This window comes from uncultured Gimesia sp., from assembly GCF_937919775.1.
GTDB lineage: Bacteria > Planctomycetota > Planctomycetia > Planctomycetales > Planctomycetaceae > Gimesia.
In genome coordinates this window covers 1-18,556 of the sequence record NZ_CALFPF010000738.1, presented here as the reverse complement: position 1 = coordinate 18,556, position 18,556 = coordinate 1, and the positions used below count along the sequence as shown (strand labels likewise).

Sequence of the window (18,556 nt, the reverse complement as noted above, 5' to 3'; positions counted from 1 at the left end):
TCCCGTTATTCCTCAGTGCCGTTTCCCGGATTGTTCGCATACGCATGAGTCCGGTTGCGGAGTGAAACGTGCCGTAGCCAATGATTTCATATCCCGACAGCGCTACCAGAGTTATCTGAAAATCATCGCCGGCGATGAGCCGCGCCCCGTGTACCATCAATGATGACGGGGAAGCTGCACGCCGGCAGAATTGTGGCGGGCATTTTCTCAGGGGGGTCGGTTGATCCTCGATCGCGACTTGCTTAGACTCAGGGTGCCCTTTTGTAAGGTTCGTTAATTATTGAGCCTGCCAACAGCGCCTTCGAATTCCTGCCTGAAAATCTCCAGTATTGAAAGTCGTTTCCATGAAATCCAGAACCCTCTCTACGCTTTGTTTTGCCACACTGGCGATGGTTGGTCTTTATCTGCTTGCTCCCGAGGATTCGCGCAGGTTATTGAGCCAGGAACAGCCGGCGGTAAAAGGGCAGGCGACCGGTGGCAAAACCGTGCTCGATTTTGGTGCGCGCGGCGATGGGAAAGCAGACGACACGGCGGCGATTCAGAAGATGGTCGATGCGTCTGTCGGTTCACTGCGGTTTCCGCGAGGTCGCTATCGCTTCACAAAGCCGATTGTGATTGATTTAAACAAGGTGGGACCGACGTCTGTTTCCGGCGATGGCACCGCAACGATTTTGATGGAAGGGCCCGGGCCCGCGTTTCATTTTATCGGCACGCATAACGGGACCGCGAGTCCCAAAACGATGAATCCAGTTGTCTGGGAACAGGAACGGACGCCGATGGTGGATGGCATTGAAATTGTGGGCAAACACCCGGAAGCAATTGGAGTAGCTGCGACAAAAACAATGCAGATCACAATCACGCGCCTCGTCGTGCGACAGGCCTTGCATGGAATTCTTTTGTACGAACGAAATCGGAATGTGTCCATCGACGACTGTCATTTGTATCAGAATGAAGGCGTGGGCATTTATCTGGAGAAGTTGAACCTGCATCAGATCAACATTTCGGATTCGCATATCAGCTACAATAAAATGGGTGGAATTGTCGTCCGGGAAAGCGAAATTCGCAATATTCAAATCGGGAACTGTGATATCGAAGGCAACATGGGAGAGGACACGCCCCCGACGGCGAATGTGTTATTTGATATTTCAAAGGGCTCGCTGCGGGAAGGGGCCATCTTTGGTTGTACCATTCAACATACGAATGATGCTCCCGACGCCGCCAATGTGCGATTCATCGGCAATGGTCCCGAAGATCCGCGTAAGGTCGGCAATTTTGCGATTGCGGACAATTCCATGAGCGACGTCGCCGTCAATATTCATTTAAAGCACGCGCGGGGGATTACGATTACCGGCAATACACTCTGGCAGGCCTACGAACATAATCTGCTGGTTGAAGATTCGTCGTATATTGTGCTGGGAGCCAATCTGCTGGATCGCAACCCTGACTACCGGGCCGAGACAAAAAATGCGAACGTCTTCAAAGACTGCAGCGATTGCACGCTGAACAGCCTGAATATCAAATCCACGCAGGAAGCAGCCGCCGGTCTGATTCTGGAGAACTGCGAGAGAATGAATATCACCAATTGCTCGGTGCGTGAATGTGAACACGGCGGCATTCTGCTGAAGAACGTGAAACAGTCTCGTATTTCCGACTGCCTGATTACGGAAGCCCCTGAAAACTTTGCCATTCGTGTGACGGGAGGCCAGCAAAATCAGGTGACGGACAATCTGGTTTCCGGTTCGATTGAAATGGAAGCAGGAACGGCAGCCACGAATAACCTGATGATGGAATAAACGGGCCGCCTCTGCTCAAGTGAATTTTTTCGCATGCGATGAAAGTCGAAGATGTCGGACTTACATATCCGCCATCCAGTCCTGCAGGGCTCTGACCTGAGGTGTCGGGTCTTCTGCGAGGGCTTCTAAGGCTTTGACGACTGCCAGGCATCCGGGAATGGTGGTGACACAAGTGACGCCATACGAAACCGAGGCGGAGCGAATCTTGCCTTCATCGGTGCGCGAACCTTTTCCGCTGGGCGTATTGAAGATGAATTGCACTTCCTGATTCGCCATCATGTCCAGAAGATTCGGTCGGCCTTCTTTCAGTTTCTTTACGGTCGAAACTTCCAGCCCGGCTTGTTTGAGAACGCGGGCCGTACCGGAAGTCGAAACGATCTTGAAGCCCAGCTCAATCAACCGGCGTGCGGGTTCGATGATCATCTCCTTATAGACGTCCGCCATACTGATAAATACGGTTCCCTCAGATGGCAGGCTCGTACTGGCGGCTAACTGGCTTTTCGCAAAGGCCATCGCGAAACCTTTGGAGATTCCCATCACTTCACCGGTCGAACGCATTTCAGGGCCGAGGATAATATCGACTCCCAGGAATCGGGAAAACGGAAACACGCTTTCTTTGACTGAAGTATGTTTCGGCGTTGGTTCCCGGGTGACACCCTGTTCCATCAATGAGACGCCGGCCATGACTTTCGCAGCGACACGGGGCAGAGAAAGCCCTGTGGCTTTGGAGACGAATGGCGAAGTACGGCTCGCACGGGGATTGACTTCCAGAATATAAACCGTGTAAACCCCGTCCGTCTGTTTGACTGCAAACTGGAGGTTCATCAGGCCTTTGACTTTTAACTCTCGCGCCAGGGCATGAGTAGCCCGTTTGATTTCATCGATAACAGAATCGGGCAATGAGTGTGGCGGCAGCACACAGGCCGAGTCACCAGAGTGCACGCCGGCTTCTTCGATGTGCTCCATCACGCCTCCGACCAGCGTGGTAATACCGTCAGAAATGGCATCGACGTCGACTTCAATGGCATCTTCCAGAAACTGGTCAACGAGGACGGGGTGATCGGGTGAAGCGTTGACCGCTTCGTTCATATAACGAACGAGAGATTCTTCGTCGTAACAAATCTCCATAGCCCGTCCCCCCAGAACATAACTGGGACGAACCAGAATGGGATAACTGATTTTCTTGGCAACTGCACGTGCGCTTTCCGTATCGGTGGCAATTCCGTTCGGCGGTTGATGCAATTTGAGTTTCTCAAGAATGGCTTGAAAGCGTTCCCGGTCTTCTGCAGCATCAATCATATCCGGGCTCGTGCCGATAATGTTGACACCGGCGGCTTCCAGACCGCGGGCCAGATTGAGGGGTGTTTGCCCGCCAAACTGCACGATCACACCATCGGGCTTCATCCGGTCACAGATATTCAATACGTCTTCGGTCGTCAGCGGCTCAAAGAACAAATGGTCGGACGTGTCATAATCGGTCGATACAGTTTCCGGGTTCGAGTTGACCATGATGCTCTCGATGCCCAATTCCTGCAACGCGAACGAAGCCTGACAGCAGCAGTAATCGAATTCAATACCCTGCCCGATGCGATTGGGTCCGCCTCCGAGAATCATGATCCGGCGTTTGTGATCGGGATTTCCCGGCGTTTCGTCTTCGTCTTCGTAGGTGGAATAAAAGTAAGGCGTAAAGGCTTCGAATTCCGCCGCACAGGTATCGACCTGCTTGAATGTGGCTTCAATACCCAACTGCTTGCGATAGTGACGCACATCCATTTCAGTGGAATCCAGCCAGAAGGCCAGCTGTTTGTCGGAATAGCCATACTGTTTGGTTTTTTTCATGAACGCGAAGTCGACGTCTTCCAGCCGGGAGAACTGGCGGATTTCACCTTCAAAATCGATCAGTTGCTTGATGTGATTCAGAAACCAGGGATCAATATCGCTCAATTCATAAATTTGCTCAGTGGTCATGCCGAGCTTAAATGCATAACGAATATAGAAGATGCGGTCTTCGTTGGGTACGGACAGCTTGGACTGAATCAGATCCTTGGATGGTTGTTTGGGCGTTCCCCACAGGTCCTTGTTGCCGCCCCCCAGACCGAAGTGACCTATTTCCAGGCCACGGAGTGCTTTCTGCAATGACTCTTTAAAAGTGCGTCCGATGGCCATCGTTTCACCGACAGATTTCATCTGCACGGTTAAAACAGGGTCGGCGTCGGGAAATTTTTCGAAGGTCCAGCGCGGAATTTTTGTGACGACATAATCGATCGTCGGTTCAAAACAGGCCAGTGTCTGCCGCGTGATATCGTTGCGAATTTCATCGAGACGATAGCCGACAGCAAGCTTGGCAGCAATTTTGGCGATGGGAAAGCCGGTCGCCTTTGATGCCAGCGCACTGGAGCGACTGACACGAGGATTCATTTCGATAATCGTCATCCGGCCCGTGTCGGGGTTGATGGCAAACTGCACATTCGAGCCGCCTGTTTCGACGCCGATTTCCCTGATGCAGGCAATCGTGGCGTCTCTCATCCGCTGGTATTCTTTATCAGTCAGAGTTTGAGCGGGTGCAACGGTGATGGAGTCCCCGGTGTGGATACCCATGGGATCAAAGTTTTCAATCGAGCAGATAATGACCACATTATCGGCCTGATCGCGCATGACCTCCATCTCATATTCTTTCCATCCGAGGATGGATTCTTCCAGCAGCACTTCATTGACCGGAGACAGGGCAAGTCCGCTGCGTACTTTTTCTTCGAACTCCTCGCGATTGTAGGCGACACCGCCGCCTGTTCCGCCGAGGGTATAACTGGCACGAATGATGATCGGCAGGCCGATCTCCTTCATCGCGACATTGGCCTCTTCCATGTTATGGACCACCGAACTGCGGGGACAATCCAGTCCAATCTTCGTCATGGCTTCCTTGAACTGGTCGCGACTTTCCGCTTTGGCAATGACCTCTTCCTTGGCGCCAATCAGCTCGACCCCCAGTTGATCGAGGATTCCCCGGCGGGCGAGATCCATGGCGGCATTCAAGCCGGTCTGACCTCCCAAAGTCGGCAGCAGGGCATCCGGTTTCTCGATTTCGATCACTTTTTGGATATATTGCCATGTGATCGGCTCAATGTACGTTCGATGAGCCGTTTCCGGGTCGGTCATGATCGTGGCCGGATTGGAATTCACCAATACCACCTCATAACCATCTTCTTTCAAAGCTTTACAGGCTTGAGTGCCGGAATAGTCAAATTCACAGGCCTGGCCAATCACAATGGGACCGGAGCCGATGATCAATATTTTCTTAATGTCGTCGCGTCTGGGCACTTTTTCACATCACCTTAACAGCAAATGTTCATTATTCTCTGGCTGCAATACAAAATTTTTGCGCAAATCTTCCCAACGTTAACAAGCACACCAGAATAATCAAGCAAAGCAGGCCAGAAAGTACCAGAACGGCCTTTTATAACATCCGTTTCCGTGTCTTAAAGGCGGGAATGAGAGCAGGCACAGATAAACCGAATCAGCAAGTTGCGATTTTGCAACATTCAAGCCCGTTCCCCTTTGGTAAAACCTGTGTGAGGTGTTTTCACTCTGATTGATCAGCGAATTGACTGAGTCATTCAATAATTCCTGAACTGTGTTCTGGACAGAGCAGCTGAAACGATCGGATGGGAAGTAGCAATTTTACGATGTCATCCCCAATTCAACCGGAAGCGTTAAGTTCTTTTTTAGAAGTACTTTGATAAATCAGGAGGGTTTTATATCTCGCATTTCGTCCAGATACACAAATGAAAACTTTCCCTCCCTTCAGATACAGGCATTCCATTCAATTCACTTTCATCAATGAACAGCGGTGAGAATTTGTTGGGTTCCTGCCTCATGTTTACGGATAAAAACATAAGCTTTGCTTACATGCTGTTATTACGAATTGTGAGTTAAATTATTCGCTTGCGAGCAACTCCTGAAGAAGCGGAAATGGGACTGAATATGACGGAGCACGGTGCTAACACAGAAATGAATGAACTGCTGAATTCGATGCAGCAGCAGATTCAAGGCGATGCCAGTCCCCTCAGGGACCTTGACGAATTTAGTGATGTCGGATTAATCGCCAAACAGTATAACCGCGTCTCTGATATTCGAGACCGGGCGCTGAATGCACTCAAAGACCGGACAGAGAATCTGGAAATTGTTCGCAGAGAACTCGAAGAAAAAGCGGAGCGACTGAAGCAGGCCAACGCAGATGCAGAAGCAGCATCGCGTGTCAAAAGTGAATTCCTGGCAAATATGAGCCATGAAATACGCACGCCCATGACGGCCGTTCTGGGATACACAGATCTTTTGATTGAAGAAAGCTGGGGGCGCCCGGGTAGCTTAAAACTGCTTGAAGTCATTAAGCGAAATGGCAATTATCTGCTGGAAATCATTAACGATATTCTCGACATCTCTAAGATTGAATCCGGAAACCTCACCATTGAAACCGTTCCATTTTCTCTGATGGAAAAACTGAAGGAAATTCATTCTCTGATGAGTGTGCGTGCGGAAAACCAGGAAATCCGGTTCAAGCTGTCTTTCAAGGGAAAAATTCCCGTTACGATCCAGAGCGACCCTACACGCCTCAAGCAGATTTTGATCAACCTGATTGGCAACGCGATTAAATTCACTCCCGACGGCGGAAGGGTGTCGATGGAAACTTCGTTTCTGACGACGGAATGTGGAACGCCGTTGTTACAGTTCCAAGTTCAGGACACGGGAATTGGAATGACTTCGAAACAAATGAAAAGCCTGTATCAGCCATTTGTCCAGGCAGACACATCCACTACTCGCAAGTTCGGAGGCACAGGCCTGGGCCTGGCCATCAGCAGACGGCTCGCTGAAATGCTGGGAGGTGACCTGGTCTGTGAAAGTGTCCCTAAGGAAGGAACCACCTTTACTTTAACAGTCAAAATCGGTGACTCAGAAACGATCCGGTTTCATGAGGATCCGATGGCAGCATTAAAAGCGATTCAGGTAAGTCGCCCGCGAGGTGATGGACATTTTGAACAAAAGATGAAAGGAGTTTGTTCCGTGCTGCTGGCGGAAGATGGAGTCGATAATCAACGATTGATTTCTACACTCCTGAAAAAGGAGGGAGCACGCGTGATGCTGGCAGAAAACGGAGATATCGCCGTCAGACGGGCCCTTGATGCGCAGAAGAAAGGTAAACCGTTCGATGTGATCCTGATGGATATGTCGATGCCCATTCTGGACGGTTATGGTGCCACCAGAGAGTTGCGCGAACAGGGATACAATCTGCCCATTGTCGCTTTAACGGCCCATGCGATGAGCGGTGATCGTGATAAATGTATCGAAGCCGGCTGCAATGATTATACAACAAAACCAGTCAATCGAGAGCAGCTCCGGGAAATTGTACGTACCTATCAATCAGCAATTCCGGAAGAAACACCGATGGAATCAGTGTGTTAAATGATCGACGTTACTTAGATCAGCTGATCACGATTTTGTTTCAGGAACTCTTCGGCCCAGTAGTAACCGTCCAGCAAACCGTCTGTCGCATAACCCATGAGATGGTAGGCAATAAAAATCGCTTCAATGGTCGCCAACCCGGCTGCAGGATCATCAAACTGCTTGGAAACCCGCGGGTAAGCGGTTTCCCAGACAGGTAAGCTGCGAACAGGCAGTTCCTCGTAAGCAGGTTCCATTTTTTCAGCCAGCCGCCAGGTCCCGTCCAGAACCAGCAATCCTGAAGCAGCGTCTGCTTTACTGATCTCAGGACCTCCCATACCCAGTCGCACATATCGGGGCAACTTGTCGGGTTCTTTTCGGGGATACTTCCAGAAGAGAAAGTCATCTCGCGTGCGTAAAGACTGCACGGTGCATTTACTTTTTCGTTCCTTGGGATGAACGACAATAATCGTGGGGAGATGCGGAACAGACACAATGCCAGGCTTTATATTTCAATACGAATTCGAATCAATGAATGGGAAGTTTTCTGGTTTTCCCTGGAGAAGACCGGGAAACTGAATCACTCAGGAATCTTCCTGATATTTTTTAATGAGTTCTTCCTGGGCGGCAATTTCCTGTTCGAGATTTTTCACTTCCTGCGCGTCGTCCATTTGCACTTTGGCGCCCGTTAATCGCTGACGCAATTTTTGAATTTTTTGACGGGCAATCTCGATCTGTTTTTTCTGCTTCTTATTCAAATTCATCTCAATGCTACTTTCCTCTGATTCAGGATGCCGATCTTGCTCTCGAATCGATCAGTATACCATAACTGCCTCTATAATTGTAGACTCACCGCTGATCACCGCTGGAAAAACAGGCTCAGGAAACACAGAAACATGACTGCCAGAAATGAGAGTGCGCCGACGGAAAACCGCCACAATAATAACAGTTCCACCACAATCAATGCCAGGACGGTAAACAGCAGATTTTCAGACAGGCCGGCATGCGTGTTTCGGTCTGCAGACAATTCGTTCGACAGGGTTGGTGTACTGGACTGGCTGCGAAAATATTGCGGAGGAATCACCTGTGGCCCAATATGTTTCAGATCACTTTCCCGCGGAGAAACATTGACTGCGTAGAATGTCTTCTCTGAAGAAGTCTTTCCCCAGTCCAGTTCGTAAATACCGGATTGGAATGTCTGGTTGAAGGTGATGGTTCTGGTTTCCGTATTTGTATCGAGCACACTCTGCAGCGGAAACTCTTCCTGATCAGGAGCGATCATCCGGGGAGAAAGAGTCAATTGATTCTCCAGCGCCATGATTTCCAGCGGCTGACCAACCAGAGCTTCCCGTTTTTCCCATTTCCCGGTGGAAACATACAACACGAGTTCATTCATCATCGGAGGAAAACTCGGCCAGATCGACCACGTTCCCCAGCGACGATCCAGCGACGTAGTGATCAGAATCACCTTACCTCGCCCTAAACTGCTTTCTACAATCGCCGGGTCATTCGTATCATAATTCAAAATCAGGCGTGTATTGGGATCGGGAAGAATTTCTGCCTGAAAATATTCGTAGAGATGCGTCGTTTCCAGACCGGCATCGGGATTTCCTTTGAAGATTTCAATAATCGGATGCTGATATTTCAACGGATCAAATTCAAACAAAGTCGTATGCTTTTGCGCGTCTCCACGGCGATTCAATAATTTCAAAGGTAACAATCCGGCGTCTGGTTGGAACAGAGTTTGATTATAATTTTCAGCATTAACCTGTTCCCCGAGACTGATAATCAACCCGCCACCACGTTGTACATAACCTTTTAACAGGTCCCGCTCATTTTCGGTAAACAATGCCACATCACAAATCACGACGGCGTCATAGAGGCTTAATTCTGTATTGGCCAGTTCACCTTCACTGATCACGTGAGGTTTCATCATTCCCTGCCAGGGTTGTTCTTTCAAAGAGGGAGACAATGCCAGCTCGAGATAATCGGTGGCCCGCCCCATCGATTCTCCGGATTGCCTGCCGTTGACCAGCAGCACATTGATTTCTTTTTTAACGGGCATGATGATCCAGCGGCGATTGTCCAAAGGAAGCTGATCCTCTGCGAGCCTGACTTCCAATCGATGATCGCCGACTCTTGTAAACTGGTGCGTAAATTCTGTTTGCGTGTCTGCATTGGCCGGCAGCTTGACCAGTTTCTGATTCACAAGTTGATCATCTACGAACAATTGCAGATTGACATCTTCCTGATTCAGTAAACCAAAATTATGGAGTGTGACTCCCAGTCGCACCGGTTGGTTCAGCGTGGCAAAAACGGACTTACTGGAGAAGTCGATCACAGCCAGGTTTGCTTCTTCCGCGAGACCGATATCTTTCAAAGTCAAAGTCGATTTTTTTGAAATGGCTTCCATTAATGAGCGAACGCGAGCGCTTTCCTGATCTGTCTGCAGAGGTGCCCAGCTTTGTGCCTGAAAGTCGCTGATCACGATCACTTCTTTCTGTGCCAGTTCCTGTGCCTGTCCCAAAAATTCCAGAGCCGTCTGCAAAGCCTGTCCCACGTTTCCGTATTCTGCGGTAGGCTGCATCCTCGCAATTTCTTCCAGGACATACGCCTGCTGACGGGAAGGACGGGAAATCAATGCCTGCGGGGATGAATTGGAAATCTGAATCAGTTGAAAGGCGTCTCCGGGGTTTGAAGCGGAAACCTGAGACCGCGCGAGTTCTCTCGCCTCTTCGAAGATTGATTGTTCCTCTCCATTCCAGCGCATACTGAAAGAGGTGTCGATCACGAGAATACGATGCACGGGGGCCGCCGATTCAAAGAAGGCGCCTTGCACGGACCAATACGGACGGGAAAAGGCAATCGCCAGTAACAACAGAATCAAACAGCGGACTAACAGCACGAGTAACTGTTCAAATCTGACTCGCCGCGAATACTTTTTAGTCGCGAGCAGCAAAAATTTCATCGCCGCCCAGTCGGTTTCAATAAACTTTCGTTTGTGCAGCAGATGGATCAGTATCGGTATGCCTGCCGCCAGCAAGCCTGCCAACAGCCACGGGCTGGCGAATCCAAAGGCCAATACAGGATGAAATGAAAATTCGAACATAAAATTGAAATTCGGAAAAAATTAAGAGCCCACTCGCGTCTGCCGATGTGACAAAAATGCAGACAACGCGACATCCAGAAAATGATCGGTGCGGATCAGAGCATAATCCATTTTTAAATCACGGCAGCCGCGTTGGACGGTCTTTAAAAACTTTTCGAATTCTGCCTGATACGCTTTTTTCAACGAACGGGGCTCGGCCATCTGTTCGGGTTGATTTTCCAGACCCCGAAACAGGACCGGCTCTTGAAACGGAAAATCCTGCTCAGCCGGATCAATCACCTGCAACAGACTCACATCATGTTTGCGATGCCGAAAATGCTTCAGCCCCAACAGGACGGAATCCAGATCATCAAACAGATCGCTGATAATAATTATTAAACTGCGGCGGGTAATTCGCTCAGCCAGTTCATGAAACACCTTTCCCAGCCCCGATTCGCCTGTCGGCTCGGTATGTTCCATCGTGTAATAAATCTGCTTCAAATGGGTCGGTTGACTGGAAGGTCTGAGAAAATCGATCACATGATCATTCACGGTACACAGTCCGGCGGCATCCTGCTGTTTGATCACCACATATGCCAGCGCTGCTGCCACCAGCCGACCATATTCCCATTTTGAAAGCGCCGCGTTCGCAGAACGATATCGCATCGATTCGCTGCAGTCGAGAATGATATGGCAGGTGAAATTGGTCTCGGCTTCATACTGCTTGAGATAATAACGATCCGACTTAGCGTAAACTTTCCAGTCGACATAGCGTAGATCGTCACCGATGACATATTCCCGATGCTGCGCAAACTCGGCAGAAAAACCATGAAAGGGGCTCTTATGCGAACCCGAAACATAGCCTTCCACAATCTGCCGTGCCGCCAGATCCAGATTCTGGACCTTAGCGAGCGTCTGCGGATCTAAATACTTGCGGTAATCGTCCATCAAGTTTTTCCTGAGAGGAATCGACGGAAATGAGTTGTATCAAACGGTCTACAATCTTGTCGGGAGTCATACCCTCCGCTTCGGCGTTGAAATTCGTAATGATACGATGTCTTAATACCGGATGCGCGACCGCACGCACATCATCCGTACTGACATACATCCGCCCGTGTAGAATCGCCCGCGCTTTCGCCCCCAGAACCAGATTCTGGCTGGCACGCGGCCCTGCGCCCCAACTCACAAATTCCCGGATAAAGTCGGGAACATCATCAGGTTGAGAATCGTTCCCCCCTCTGACGCGCGTCATGCGGGCAAACTGCATGGCATAGCGGATCACATGGTCAGCCACCGGTACTTTGCGAACCAGGGACTGAAATGATAACAGCTCATCCAGGTCCAGTACCTTCTTGACCGAATAAGATTCGTCAGACGTCGTCTGCCGCACGATCGCGAATTCTTCCTCTTCGCTTGGATAATCGACTTTGATTTCAAACATGAACCGATCCAGTTGCGCTTCAGGCAGTGGATAGGTTCCCTCCTGCTCAATCGGGTTTTGTGTCGCCAATACAAAGAAGGGGACGGGGAGTTTGTGTTTGCGTCCCCCCGCAGTGACCTGATGTTCCTGCATCGCTTCCAGCAGGGCAGCTTGTGTTTTCGGAGGCGTGCGGTTGATTTCATCAGCCAGCACCACATTCGAAAATATGGGCCCGGCCAGAAATTTGAAATCGCGATTGCCGGTGCTTTTGTCTTCCTGAATGACATCGGTTCCGGTGATGTCTGCCGGCATTAAATCGGGTGTAAACTGCACGCGGTTGAAAGACAGATTCAACGTATCGGCCAGAGTATGCACGATTAATGTTTTTGCCAGGCCGGGCACACCTACCAGCAGACAATGTCCGCCCGCCAGGAGAGAAATCATTAATTCTTCGACCACCTGATGCTGCCCGATAATGACCCGGTTCACTTCCTGCATCAGTCGTTCGTATGCCTGGTGTAATTTTTCAACGGCTTCCAGATCGGAAGATTCCATCGTAGGATCGCTGCTCACGATATTGCCAGTTTCTTGTTCGAAGAAATGAAAAACGCCCGCCTTATGTGACTATCACTATTGTGACGAGCGAGCCCCCGTCCCTGCAAGGCTGTTTGGCCGTGTTCTTAACTGTCGGCGCCTTTTGCTCCCCAGGGGGCAATTTGCGTAAGGCCTTTGGTTGCTTTCAGTTCAGCATAACACTCTGGCATATCAAAGGCCGTTAATACATTGGGGATCAGCGTGGAGAGTGGCCATTCATAGTGTTCGGTTTCTGCAATTTCACTGAAGGAAGTCAACGCATTTTTCAGCGTCACCTGTTTCACCTGTGGCGAAAACAAGGCAGCAAACGTCGCCGGCAAAGCACCCCAGCCGCGACCGATCAGATGAATGTCGGAATGACCGTTCGCAGTCAGCCAGTCGAGAACCCGCAGGACGTCAAATGTTTTTTGGCCAAGATAAGGGTCGTCCAGCATGACGGCGTGTGCGGCATAGAAGTAATCGCTGCCGTACGGAGTAAAAAATGAATTTGGACTGGTTGTATCGGGCAGCGACTCACCAATGCCCCGCACATCACAGGTATAAAGCACGCGTTCTTTATCCTGACTGGCTTTTTTTAACAACGGTTCCTCCTGCAGTTCGGCATCAGAGGAGACATGCGGAATGTACAAAGTTGCCCGTTTACCGGCAGCCTGCGGAGGACGGGAATAAAGCAGCTCATCGGAAACACGATATACGACCGCCTGAATACCCGGTTCCGTTTCCACCGCATAAGTAATGGAATGTTTCAGCGGATAGTTTTTGCCTCCCCGGTTTCGCAAGATACGGTAATCGGGGGTGCCGTCTACATGTTTCAGTCTCAGTGTTTCTGCCACTGCCGACTGGAGAGCCGGGCCGGATTTCGGTTTACGCTGTTTTGCCAGTTCCTGTGATCGCTCTGCCGTAAAGACGTGCATCGGCTTGGAGCCGACATCGGCAACGGAGCCTTTGGGAGTACACCACAGCGTTTCGTCTTTTTCAATCGTCAGCTTCGGCTCTTTCGATTCATCAGAAATGCCGGTGGCCTGATTGAACCATTCATACATGGCTTCCCGATTTTCCTGCGAATAACCGTGATAAGTCGGGCCGACAAAATGCGAAACGTTTTCTTCCTTACCCAGCAGTTTATACAGCCGTTTCAATCGCAGATACGCTTCCCGTGCGCCGCGCACATCAAAATAATCCCGTTCTTTGCTCAGTATTCGTACCGGGTTCGGCGCCTGGGCTGCTAAAAAGTCGGCATGGTCGAGTTCGAGTGCCAGCACCTTGGGTGGACACTGTTCGGTATCTGCGGGAAGTTCATTTTCCATATTGCGGCGGAACGTGGTCACGAAACAACTGGGGGCCGCCATCGTCCACCGCGGTTCGACACCACACAACCAGGTCGTCATCGTTCCGCCACCAGAATTGCCGGTGACTCCAACCCGTTTTGGATCGACTTCTTTGCGGGTTAACAGATAATCCAGAGCGCGAATACCGTCCCAGGCGCGCCACATCGCAAGATTTTCGCCGACCAGAAATTGCTGATTGCCTCCATGTAGATGCTCGCGCACCCCTGCGCCGATGGTCGATTTCAGATCGTCACCACTATATTGGACCCGCTCTCCCTGACCGATGGGATCATAGATCAGAACGACGTACCCTTTTCTGGCCAGTCCCTGTGCAAACGACTGGTAGGCGGTTTCGGCTTTTCCATTGTGCGAGTGACCACAGGTCCCCACAACCCCCGGCACCGGTTCGGTAATTCCTTTTGGAAGATATAGATTCGCCGTAACGAGAAAGCCGGGACGACTTTCGAAGATGACGTTTTCGATGGTATAAGTATCACGGTCTGTCGTTTTCGTGATACGGGCATTTAAAGGAGTGCGTTCGGGGTTCGGGCCAAATGCTTCCCGGATTCGTTTTTGCACGGAACGCACATATTCTTCTGCGTCGGCTTTGGTTTTTAACGAATCGAGCCGCTCGATCGTTTTGGCTTCCTGCGCTCTGACCCTGCTGACAAAGTATTCCTGAACCATTCGCGGGAAGCGATTCAATGCTTGATTTTTTTGATCGGACGAGCCCGGGGCAGCCGCCAGTTCCGAAATCATTAAGTTCTCTAACAGACTCAAACCGACCAGACTCATGCCACCTGTTTGTAAGAAAGAACGTCGTGAGAGATCTTCTAACCGGTCAATCGACTGTTTGGGGCCCGACATAGTGAATGATCCTGATGTTAAGTATATTAATGATAAAATTGATAAAAAATGTGGTGCCAGTGAATGAAAGACTTGAACACGCCGAAACAAAGTTTCTGAATTCAAATAATGATTGGTGCATGCGTTGATTGTTATCAAAGCCTGGTTTTCTTTACAATTGGCCTCTCTATAATGAAAATCATTCAGACAATTGTACAGAAAAATATGACTTGTTTTGGCATAATTCCATAACACGCATTAACCAGGTAGGAAGTTAGTTGAAAAGCAGGACAGATTTCTGTAATTCTGAACCCTAGAAATACAATTGCGCTCCCCGCTGCCTCAGCAGACATTCCCTTCAGAAATGGATCTTTAATGGAAGTTCATTCCCAGCAAGAAACTGCAAGCCTGGTCAAGACACTTCACGATAATATTTCCAGTGTACTCATCGGCAAACCGGAGGTGGTGCAACTCGCGATTGTGACATTGCTGGCAGAAGGGCATATCCTGATCGAAGATGCGCCCGGTGTCGGGAAAACGTCACTGGCAAAAGCGATCGCGAAAAGTCTGGACTGTAATTACACACGGGTTCAGTTCACGCCAGACATGCTTCCTTCGGATATTCTGGGATCGAATGTTTTTCTCCCAAATCTGGGTGAGTTCGAATTTCGAAGAGGTCCCATTTTTTCCAATGTGCTCCTGGCAGATGAAATCAACCGTACGCCTCCCCGCACGCAAAGCGCCCTCTTGGAAGCAATGAATGAAGGGCAGGTGACTGTAGAGGGACAAACGATTATCCTGCAACCTCCGTTTTTTGTGCTGGCGACACAAAATCCGTTTGAATTTGAAGGCACATACCCCTTACCGGAAAATCAACTCGACCGATTCATGATGTGCATCGATATCGGTTATCCCGAACGTTCGATTGAACGTGAAGTTTTAATCCAGCATCGTTTGGGCGAAGCGGTGAATACACTACAACCTGTACTGGCTGTGAAACAACTCAGAGAAATGCAGCAGGCGGTGCGCGAAGTACGCGTTGATGATTCCTTGACTGACTACATCCTCGAGATTGTGGAAATTACCCGCAATCACCCGGAACTCACGTTAGGGGTCAGCACACGGGGGGCAATCACGTTTTCGCATGCTGCCCAAAGTAAAGCATTTACGGAAGGGCGAGATTATGTCACCCCGGATGACATCAAGCAGTTAGCGGTGCCGGTGCTGGCACATCGCGTGATAACCAAATCTCTGATACGTGAAAACCAGCGGGCTCGCGCCAGTGAAATCATTCGTCAGATTCTGCAACAGGCTGCGGTTCCGGGATAAAATGGGGTATTCGGATTTTTTTGGAAAATCCGCCGCCATCCCGAATATTTGCCGTTCTGTCATTATTAAATAGTCGTCAGTAACAGTATTGGATAAGATACTGATACTTACCGGCGGTGAAGTCGCAGTGCGACCCGCCGCAGCAGACCCAAACGTTTTACCGGGTGATGAGCCATCTGCCCGCTTCTGGAGAATAAAAATGGATTTGAACCGAAACGCAAACTGGTGGTTCGCCCTGATTCTTGCGTCTTTTTTCACCAGTTCAAACTGGAACCAGCACATGTTGTCTGCCAACGATGATTCTAAACAGGCGTCGCAGCAAACTTCGTCAGAGCCTACCGATATCAAAGCTGAAGCCGTGTTTACCAACCGGCTGGCGAAAGAAACCAGCCCCTACCTGCTGCTTCACAAGCACAACCCTGTGGACTGGTTTCCCTGGGGGCCGGAAGCTTTTGAAAAAGCAAAGCAGGAAAACAAAATCATCTTCCTCTCGGTTGGTTACAGCAGTTGCTACTGGTGTCACGTGATGGAACGGCTGGTGTTTGAGAATCCTGAAATTGCCAAGTATATGAACCAGCATTTTGTGAATATCAAAGTGGATCGGGAAGAACGTCCCGATATCGACGACATTTATATGGCGTCGTTAACCGTTTATTATCATCTCATCGGCGCGCCCTCAAATGGTGGCTGGCCTTTATCGATGTTTTTAACTCCGGAACGGGAACCATTTGCCGGCGGCACCTATTTCCCTCCGACTGATCAGGGAGGGCAAATGAGTTTTCCCCGCGTTCTGCAGCGCGTGAATCAACTCTGGTCAGCAGATAAAAAACAGGTCCAGCAAAGCGCGACGATCATTGCCAAAGAAGTCGCCCGCCTGCAGAAAGAAGAGGCGGCGTCTGAAACCATTGCCATCGAAAGTAAACTGGTCAAAGCGGGTGTCAGAGCAATCAATGCCGGCTATGATGCCGAATTTGGCGGGATCGACTTTGCTGTAGACAGTCCGAATTCTCCCAAGTTCCCGACTTCGTCCAAACTCGTGCTCTTACAATACGACATTCAGTCCCCCGCGCAAGACCCCACGTCTGCAGAGTCGGCCAAAGTTCTGTATCACACACTCGATGCGATGGCCAATGGAGGAATCTACGACCATCTGGGGGGCGGCTTTCATCGCTACAGTACAGACCGTTACTGGCATGTGCCCCACTTTGAAAAAATGCTTTACGACAACGGGCAACTGGCCTCACTGTATGCGAATGCATTTGCGCAAACCGGGAATGTTCAATACAAGAATGTCACCGAAGGAATTATCGATTTTGTGCTCCGGGAACTGACCGATCCGCAGGGGGGCTTTTATTCCGCCCTCGACGCTGAAACCGATGGCATCGAAGGCGAACGTTATGCCTGGAATCAGGAAGAAATCAAATCTATTCTCGGTGATGAATATCCTCGCTTTGCAGAATTCTACGGGTTGAACGAACCTGCCCGCTTCGAACACGGTTATGTACTACATCGGGTGACTTCTCTGGAAGCATTGGCGGAAAAGCAGCAAACGACTCCGGCAGCTCTCGAAACCAGACTCGCGTCGATGCGGCAAAAATTGCTGACAGTTCGCAATAAGAGAACCGCACTTTTAATAGACGATAAAATCCTGACCAGTTGGAATGGTCTGATGATTCAAGGCATGGCGACAGCAGGGCGGGTTCTGAAGCGTCCCGATTACACGGCGGCCGCCGAAAAATCCGCTCAGTTTATTCTCGATCAGATGCGCGATGAGCACGGTCACCTGTACCGCAGCTATCGTGCAGGACAGGCGCGGTTGAACGCTTATCTGGATGATTATGCGTTTCTCGTACAAGGGCTGCTCGCTCTGCATCAGGCGACCGGTAAACAGCACTGGCTGGATCAGGCCCGCCAACTGACGGATCTGCAGATTGAACTGTTCTGGGATCAGAAAGAGCACGGTTTCTATTTCACGACTCATGATCACGAACAGCTGATCGCCCGCACCAAAAATGCGTACGATGCCGCGATTCCCTCCGGCAACAGCATCAGCGTTCGCAATCTGATTCTCTTATCTGAACTGACCCACGATCCAAAATACCGCCAGTACGCCGATCAGACACTGCAGCTGTTTGGCAGAATCATCAAACGTTATCCCGGTCGTTGTGCCCAACTGGTACAGGCCGTCGGCGAATATCTGGAAACATCCGTCGATCAGAAACAGTCAGCCATTTCTATCCCCGCCGGTGATTTCATGTGGGAACAGGATTCCGATCCGAACATCGATGAAAGCTCCGAACAACTGGCTGCCGTAAACCCCGGCATCGATTTACTGATCGCTGCCGGTCTGGGTCAAACCGAACAGAAGAAAAACCTGGTTTCCGCGAAAGCCTATCTTTCAGTCGATAAGCTGCCAGCGGGCAAAACCTGTCAGGTGGCGATTGTATTAACCATCGAGGAAGGCTGGCACATCAATACGAATCCGTCCAGCCCTGATTTTCTGGTGCCCACCACGTTCACCGTCAAGTCGATGCAGAATATCAAATTGACTAATGTCAAATATCCCGGCGGTCACGCATTCAACGTGGAGGGTTTTGATCAACCACTGCAGGTTTATGAGAAACAGGCCATCGTGCGGGGCACATTGGAAATTCCCGCTGACGCCGCTGGTAAAGAAGAACAGCTTGAACTCAATGTGAAATATCAGGCCTGCAATGATAAGACC

11 protein-coding genes are annotated in these 18,556 nt (G+C 50.1%); 4 read left to right on the top strand and 7 right to left on the bottom strand.

Features of this window, described 5'->3' with window-relative positions:
- The first annotated feature begins 344 nt into the window (after positions 1–344).
- On the top strand, positions 345–1,793 hold the full coding sequence (locus Q0294_RS20890; RefSeq protein WP_299469321.1) for a right-handed parallel beta-helix repeat-containing protein: 1,449 nt from the start codon (positions 345–347) through the stop codon (positions 1,791–1,793).
- Between the two features lie 60 nt (positions 1,794–1,853).
- Here Q0294_RS20890 and carB read toward each other — a convergent pair whose 3' ends face one another.
- A complete protein-coding gene (carB, locus tag Q0294_RS20885; RefSeq protein ID WP_299469319.1) occupies positions 1,854–5,108 on the bottom strand; it encodes a carbamoyl-phosphate synthase large subunit in 3,255 nt (1,084 codons plus the stop codon).
- A gap of 651 nt (positions 5,109–5,759) precedes the next feature.
- Between carB and Q0294_RS20880 the strand changes: the two genes are divergently transcribed.
- A complete protein-coding gene (locus Q0294_RS20880; RefSeq protein ID WP_299469317.1) occupies positions 5,760–7,247 on the top strand; it encodes an ATP-binding protein in 1,488 nt (495 codons plus the stop codon).
- A 14-nt stretch (positions 7,248–7,261) separates the two neighbouring features.
- Here the strand turns inward: Q0294_RS20880 and Q0294_RS20875 are convergent, their stop codons facing one another.
- The 6 genes from Q0294_RS20875 to Q0294_RS20850 form a co-directional block, all read right to left on the bottom strand.
- Positions 7,262–7,720: a hypothetical protein gene (locus Q0294_RS20875; protein WP_299469315.1), complete on the bottom strand. Its 459-nt coding sequence runs from the start codon at positions 7,718–7,720 to the stop codon at positions 7,262–7,264.
- 90 nt (positions 7,721–7,810) lie between these two features.
- Positions 7,811–7,990: a hypothetical protein gene (locus Q0294_RS20870; RefSeq protein WP_299469314.1), complete on the bottom strand. Its 180-nt coding sequence runs from the start codon at positions 7,988–7,990 to the stop codon at positions 7,811–7,813.
- Between the two features lie 95 nt (positions 7,991–8,085).
- Entirely contained in the window at positions 8,086–10,335 is a 2,250-nt protein-coding gene (locus Q0294_RS20865; protein ID WP_299469313.1) for a VWA domain-containing protein, read from the bottom strand.
- Between the two features lie 21 nt (positions 10,336–10,356).
- A complete protein-coding gene (locus Q0294_RS20860) occupies positions 10,357–11,262 on the bottom strand; it encodes a DUF58 domain-containing protein (RefSeq protein WP_299469311.1) in 906 nt (301 codons plus the stop codon).
- The gene (locus tag Q0294_RS20855; RefSeq protein ID WP_299469323.1) at positions 11,219–12,289 is read right to left on the bottom strand and encodes a MoxR family ATPase; all 1,071 of its coding nucleotides are present in this window, start codon (positions 12,287–12,289) and stop codon (positions 11,219–11,221) included. The genes Q0294_RS20860 and Q0294_RS20855 overlap by 44 nt, the downstream gene beginning before the upstream one ends.
- Before the next feature lie 125 nt (positions 12,290–12,414).
- Positions 12,415–14,523, bottom strand: a complete 2,109-nt coding sequence (locus tag Q0294_RS20850; RefSeq protein ID WP_299469309.1) for an acetylxylan esterase — start codon at positions 14,521–14,523, stop codon at positions 12,415–12,417.
- 354 nt (positions 14,524–14,877) lie between these two features.
- Between Q0294_RS20850 and Q0294_RS20845 the strand changes: the two genes are divergently transcribed.
- Both Q0294_RS20845 and Q0294_RS20840 read left to right on the top strand, forming a co-directional pair.
- Entirely contained in the window at positions 14,878–15,831 is a 954-nt protein-coding gene (locus Q0294_RS20845; RefSeq protein ID WP_299469307.1) for a MoxR family ATPase, read from the top strand.
- 199 nt (positions 15,832–16,030) lie between these two features.
- Positions 16,031–18,556: DUF255 domain-containing protein (locus Q0294_RS20840; protein ID WP_299469305.1), on the top strand; the 2,526-nt coding region annotated here is incomplete at its 3' end.